General features: G+C 62.2%; 8 protein-coding genes and 1 pseudogene. All 9 read left to right on the top strand.

Features of this window, described 5'->3' with window-relative positions:
* Nucleotides 1-319, top strand: a pseudogene (locus tag Q0S71_RS14705) (elongation factor 4); the annotation flags it as partial.
* Nucleotides 316-1233, top strand: coding sequence for a signal peptidase I (lepB, locus tag Q0S71_RS14700; protein WP_295997033.1), 918 nt, complete (start codon nucleotides 316-318; stop codon nucleotides 1231-1233). The pseudogene Q0S71_RS14705 and the gene lepB, both read left to right, overlap by 4 nt.
* 44 nt (nucleotides 1234-1277) lie before the next feature.
* Nucleotides 1278-1661, top strand: coding sequence for a DUF4845 domain-containing protein (locus Q0S71_RS14695; protein ID WP_367185305.1), 384 nt, complete (start codon nucleotides 1278-1280; stop codon nucleotides 1659-1661).
* A 28-nt stretch (nucleotides 1662-1689) separates the two neighbouring features.
* Nucleotides 1690-2514, top strand: coding sequence for a ribonuclease III (rnc, locus tag Q0S71_RS14690; RefSeq protein WP_295997028.1), 825 nt, complete (start codon nucleotides 1690-1692; stop codon nucleotides 2512-2514).
* A gap of 30 nt (nucleotides 2515-2544) precedes the next feature.
* Nucleotides 2545-3447: a GTPase Era gene (gene era / locus Q0S71_RS14685; protein ID WP_295997025.1), complete on the top strand. Its 903-nt coding sequence runs from the start codon at nucleotides 2545-2547 to the stop codon at nucleotides 3445-3447.
* 218 nt (nucleotides 3448-3665) lie between these two features.
* On the top strand, nucleotides 3666-4418 hold the full coding sequence (gene recO, locus Q0S71_RS14680) for a DNA repair protein RecO (protein ID WP_295997023.1): 753 nt from the start codon (nucleotides 3666-3668) through the stop codon (nucleotides 4416-4418).
* A 55-nt stretch (nucleotides 4419-4473) separates the two neighbouring features.
* Nucleotides 4474-5232, top strand: a complete 759-nt coding sequence (pdxJ, locus tag Q0S71_RS14675; protein WP_295997020.1) for a pyridoxine 5'-phosphate synthase — start codon at nucleotides 4474-4476, stop codon at nucleotides 5230-5232.
* Entirely contained in the window at nucleotides 5229-5624 is a 396-nt protein-coding gene (acpS, locus tag Q0S71_RS14670) for a holo-ACP synthase (protein ID WP_295997017.1), read from the top strand. The genes pdxJ and acpS overlap by 4 nt, the downstream gene beginning before the upstream one ends.
* A 24-nt stretch (nucleotides 5625-5648) precedes the next feature.
* Nucleotides 5649-6299: GIY-YIG nuclease family protein (locus Q0S71_RS14665; protein WP_295997014.1), on the top strand; the 651-nt coding region annotated here is incomplete at its 3' end.

Here is a 6299-nt window from a genome sequence, read left to right as displayed (position 1 = left end):
CGACGCGCTGGCCATCATCGTCCATCGCGCCAACAGCCAGTACCGCGGCCGTGCCGTCGCGGCCAAGATGCGCGAACTGATTCCGCGGCAAATGTTCGACGTTGCAATCCAGGCTGCCATCGGCGCCAACATCATCTCGCGCGAAAACGTCAAGGCGCTGCGCAAGAACGTGCTGGCCAAGTGCTACGGCGGCGACATCAGCCGTAAGAAAAAGCTGCTGGAAAAACAAAAAGCGGGTAAAAAACGCATGAAGCAAGTGGGCTCGGTGGAGATCCCGCAAGAGGCGTTCCTGGCAATCTTACAAGTGGATGACAAATGAACCTGCAAGTGATCTTGGGAAATTTCGCTTTAATCCTGTTCGTGCTGATGCTGGCCACCGGTGTCATCTGGTTCCTCGATGTGTTTTACCTGGCCAAGCAACGCCGCCTCGCGGCCGACCGCGCGCTGGCCGAGTACGATCAGCGCAACGCCAAGCTGACGGCCGACGGCGTCAAGCTCGACAGCACCAGCAGTCGTGGCGCCATCGAGGCGGCGCTGTTGCGCCAGCCGACGTGGATAGAATACTCGGGCAGCTTCTTCCCGGTCATCGCCCTGGTGTTTTTCCTGCGCTCCTTCCTGTACGAGCCGTTCAAGATCCCGTCCTCGTCGATGGTGCCGACCCTGCTGGTGGGCGACCTGATCCTGGTGAACAAGTTCACCTACGGCATACGCTTGCCGGTGCTGAACCAGAAAGTCATCCAGATCAACGACCCGCAGCGCGGCGACGTGATGGTGTTCAAATACCCGAAAGATATGACCCAGGATTACATCAAGCGCGTCGTCGGCGTGCCTGGTGATAAAATCACCTATGAAAACAAGCGCTTAACGGTCAACGGCAAGGACGTCACGTACGCGCCGCTGGACGATTACCTGGACGAGGAGCGTCCCGAGTATTACAAGCAGTTCATGGAAAACCTGACCGGCGTGCAGCACAAGATCCTCAACAACGACAAGGTGCCGACGCTGAACCTGGCCGACGTCAAGGATTTCCCGCACAGCGAAAACTGTACGTATAAATACGAGGGCTTTACTTGCGTTGTTCCCAAAGGCAATTACTTCATGATGGGCGATAATCGCGATAACAGCGCCGACAGCCGTTACTGGGGCTTCGTGCCGGACGAAAATATCGTCGGCAAGGCGTTCTTCGTCTGGATGAACCTGGGCAACTTGCGCCGCATCGGCGGCATACACTAAACGAGCGGTGAAATCGGGAGACGGTAGCGATGCAAAGATTGACGTTGAAATCCGCAGGCAAACAGGGCGGCATCTCGCTGAGCGGCCTGATATTCACGCTGGCCATCATCGGCTTCATCGGCGTACTGGCACTGAAGGTCGTGCCGACCTACAGTGAATACCGCGCCATCCTGAACGCCGTCAAGACGGCCAAGGCGACCGGCGGCACCGTGCGCGAAATGCAGCAATCGTTCGACAACAGCGCCAGCGTCAATTACATCGACTCCGTCAGCGGCAAGGATTTGATTATCGCCAAAGAAGACAACGAGATGGAAATCAGCTTCGCCTACAGCAAAAAAATTCCGCTGTTCGGCCCGGCCAGCCTGCTGCTCGAATACGCCGGCAGCACCGCCAAGGCGGGCGCGCCGGCCGCCGCCAAGACCGATTAATGCCGCAGTCACCACAAGCAGAGAACCGATGAATCTTCCGTTATTGCAAACCCGTTTAGGCTACACTTTCCAGGATGCCGGCCTGTTGCAGCAAGCCTTGACGCACCGTAGCCACAGCAGTTTGCATAACGAACGGCTCGAATTCCTCGGCGATTCGATCTTGAACTGCGTCGTCGCCTCCATTTTGTACGAACGCTACCAGCTGATCGACGAAGGCGACCTGTCGCGCCTGCGCGCCAACCTCGTCAAGCAGCAGTCGCTGTATGAAATCGCGCAGACGCTGGAGTTGTCGCAGTTCCTGCGCCTGGGCGAGGGTGAATTGAAGTCGGGCGGCTTCCGCCGTCCGTCCATCCTGGCCGACACGCTCGAAGCGCTGCTGGGCGCCATCTTCCTCGACGGCGGCTTCGGCCCGGCGCGCGACACCATCCGCGCCTTCTACATCCCGATACTCGACTCGGTCGACCCGCAAACGCTGGGCAAGGACGCCAAGACCTTGTTGCAGGAATTCTTGCAAAGTAAGAAGATCTCGCTACCGCTGTACAATGTGGTAGCGACGCATGGCGCCGCGCACAGCCAGGAATTCGAGATCGAGTGCCTGGTGCCCAAACTCGGCATCCAGGTCTATGGCCGGGGCGGCAGCCGCCGCGCCGGCGAACAGGCCGCCGCCAAGCTGGCGCTGGAGGTGGCCGAACAAGCCATGCTGAAGACGCCGGCGGCCGGACGCAAGTCCAAGCCGCGCGCGGCCCAGCTGAAACTGGCCGGCATCGCCACCATCCAGAGCGACCCCGTCGCCGCGCCAGATGGCCAGGGCGCGCCGTCGACTCCAGCCGACGGCAAGCTCGACTATAAATAAACACGCACCACACTCTGAATCGACATTCGCATGACTACCGCACCTACCCCCGCCAACTTCCGTTGTGGCTATATCGCCATCGTCGGCCGCCCGAACGTGGGCAAATCGACGCTGATGAATACGCTGATCGGCGCCAAGGTCAGCATCACGTCGCGCAAGGCGCAAACCACGCGCCACCGCATCACCGGCATCCAGACCGTGGACGATGCGCAGTTCATCTATGTCGATACGCCGGGTTTCCAGACGCGCCACTCGAACGCGCTCAACAAGACGCTGAATAAAACCGTCACCAACACGCTGATCTCGTCCGACCTGATCCTGTACGTGATCGAAGCGGGCACCTTCGGCCCGGCCGACCAGCAAGTGATGGACTTGCTGCCCAAGGAAGTGCCGGTGATCCTCGTCATCAACAAGTCCGACCGCGTCAAGGACAAGGCCGTGCTGCTGCCGTTCGCGCAGCAAGTGGCCGCCAAGTTCGATTTCGCCGCCATCGTGCCGGTGTCGGCCAAGCTGCGCTTCCAACTCGACGGCCTGCAAAACGAAATCAAGAAATTCCTGCCGGAGAACGATCCCATCTTCGGCCCGGACGACATCACCGACCGCAGCGAAAAATTCCTCGCCTCGGAAATCGTGCGCGAAAAACTGTTCCGCTTCGTCGGCGACGAACTGCCTTACACCAGCACCGTGCTGATCGAAAAATTCGAGCAGGAAGGCAATCTGCGCCGCGTCTTCGCTGCCATCCTGGTCGAGCGCAACACGCACAAGTCCATGATTATCGGCGACAAGGGCGCGCGCCTGAAGGAAGTGTCGACGCAGGCGCGGCTCGACATGGAAAAGCTGTTCGGCGGCCCCGTGTACCTGGAAATCTGGGTCAAGGTCAAATCCGGCTGGGCCGATAACGAAGCCGGCCTGCGCGCCTACGGTTACGAGTAAGCGGCAGGGACTCCTCCACGCGCATGTCCACCTCCACGCTAGACGCCGTCGCCGAGCCGTCCCAGGTCCAGCCTGAGGCGCCACCGGTCGCGGCGCGCGTGGACATGCCGGCGCCGGTGACCGCCGTCTTGGATGCGGCATCGGCGGCAGCGGCGCCATCGCCGGCAACGCCAAGCTCACCCTCGCCATCGCCATCGCCATCGCCGGCGGCGACGCCCATGGCCAAGCGACCGCGCGCGCCGTCCCGCGAACGCACCATCGGCACCAAGGTCGCCGGCCAGCCGGCCTTCGTCCTGCACAGCTACCCTTACAAAGAAACCAGCCTGATCGTCGACATGTTCACGCGCGATTACGGCCGCGTGGCCCTGATCGCCAAGGGCGCGAAGCGGCCGCACTCGCAGTTGCGCGGCGTGCTGCAAACCTTCCAGCCGCTGTCGTCCAGCTGGACCGGCAAGTCCGAGCTGCGCACGCTGACCGGCGCCGAATGGGTGGGCGGCATGCTGCCGCTGGAAAAAACCTCGCTGCTGTGCGGCTTCTACCTGAACGAACTGCTGGTCAAGCTGCTGGCGCGCGACGACGCCCACCCCAAGCTGTTCGACCACTACGTCGCCACGCTGAACCAGCTGGCGCACAACGAACCGCCGCCCATCGTCTTGCGAAAATTCGAACTGGCCTTACTTAAAGAGACAGGCGTCGGCGCCGACCTGAGGCGCTGCACGGCGACGCGCGAGGCGGTGCGGGCCGAAGGCGTCTACGTGGTCGATCCCGAGCGCGGCCCGCGACCCGAGCGCGCGTCCGACCCGTGGCCGCGCGTGATCGGCAAGACGCTGCTCGACATGGAGCGCGAAGACTACGCCGACGCCGCCACCCAGTCCCAGAGCAAGCAGCTGATGCGCTTCCTGCTGGCGCACCACCTGGGCGGCGCGCCGCTGAACACGCGCCAGATATTGATCGACCTGTCACAGTTGTGAGTATCCCAGTTTAAAACGCTATAAACGATATAAACCATATAAACGGTATAACACCATGAGCTTTCTGCAGCCAGCCGGCCCGGTCATCGACCTGGGCGTCAACATCGACCACGTCGCCACGCTGCGCAACGCGCGCGGCACCGTTTATCCCGATCCGATCCGCGCCGCGCTGATGGCCGAGCAGGCCGGCGCCGACTGCATCACCCTGCACCTGCGCGAAGACCGCCGCCACATCAAGGACGCCGACGTCATCGCCCTGGCGCCGCAACTCATCACACGCATGAACCTGGAAGCGGCGGTGACGCAGGAAATGATCGATTTCGCCTGCCGCATCAAGCCCGCCGACGTTTGCCTGGTGCCGGAAAAACGCAGCGAAGTGACGACCGAGGGCGGCCTCGATGTCGTCAGCCACTTCCACGCCGTGCAGGCCGCCGTCAGGCAGCTGCAAGGGGAGGGCATCCGCGTCAGCCTGTTCATCGACGCCGACCAAGCGCAGATCGCCGCCGCCGCCGACATCGGCGCGCCCGTCATCGAGCTGCACACCGGCCGCTACGCCGACACCGCCGGCGCCGAGCAGGCCGCCGAGCTGGAGCGCATCAAGGCCGGCGTGCTGTTCGGCGCCGCGCGCGGCCTCAAGGTCAACGCCGGCCACGGCCTGCACTACACCAACGTGCAAGCCATCGCCGCCATCCCCGACATCGCCGAACTCAATATCGGCCACGCCATCGTCGCCCACGCCGTCTTCGTCGGCTGGGAAAACGCCGTGCGCGAAATGAAGGCCATCATGGTCGCAACCCGCCTGGGCGCGCGATGATTTACGGGATAGGCACCGACATCTGCAAAATCCCCCGCATCGAGGAAGCGCTGGCGCGCCACGGCGACCGCTTCGCGAAAAAGATCCTGGGGCCGCAGGAGATGGAAAAATACCTGGCGCGCAAAGCCAAAAATCCGGTGCGCGGCGTGCGCTTCGTCGCCACCCGCTTCGCCGCCAAGGAGGCCTTCGCGAAAGCCATCGGCCTCGGTATCCGCATGCCGATGACGTGGCCGGCGGCGCAGATGTTGAACGCGCCCAGCGGCAAGCCGATGATCGTGTGCAGCGGCGTGCTCGATGAGTTCATGAAGAAGAATAAACTGTCGGTGCAGGTGACGGTCAGCGACGAGGCGGAATACGCGGTCGCTTTCGTCATCGTCGAACAGGCCGCATAACATCGCGCAGAATACTGATCCAAGATGAGCGACGTAACAGACAACGACAATATCGGCACGGCCGGCGTGGATCGAGGCGCGCCCGAAGTTGAACCCCTGCCAGCGGCCGACGTGACGGCCGACCTGCGCGAACAGGTGCTGGCCACCGTGGCCAAGCTGCCCAACCTGCCGGGCGTCTACCGCTATTTCGACGTCAACGACAAGGTGCTTTACGTCGGCAAGGCGCGCGACCTGAAGAAGCGGGTCTCGAACTACTTCCAGAAAAACCTCAGCAGCCCGCGCATCGCCATGATGGTCGAGCGCATCGCGCGCCTGGAGACGACGGTCACGCACAGCGAGGCCGAAGCGCTGATCCTGGAAAACAACCTGATTAAGACGCTGCACCCGCGCTTCAACATCCTGTTCCGAGACGACAAATCGTACCCCTACCTGAAGATCACCGGCGGCGAGTCGCCGCGCATGGTCTACTACCGCGGCGCGGTCGATAAAAAAAACCAGTATTTCGGGCCGTTCCCGAATTCCTGGGCGGTCAAGGAATCGATGCAGATTCTGCAGAAGGTGTTCCTGATCCGCACCTGCGAAGACAGCGTCTACGCCAACCGCACCAGACCCTGCCTGCTGCACCAGATCGGCCGTTGCAGCGCCCCTTGCGTCAAGCTGATCGCGCCGGAGGAC

This window comes from Rugamonas sp. (genome assembly GCF_025354735.1).
Lineage (GTDB): Bacteria > Pseudomonadota > Gammaproteobacteria > Burkholderiales > Burkholderiaceae_D > Rugamonas.
The sequence above is the reverse complement of the archived record's forward strand: the minus strand, read 5'-3'. Positions and strand labels throughout refer to the sequence as shown.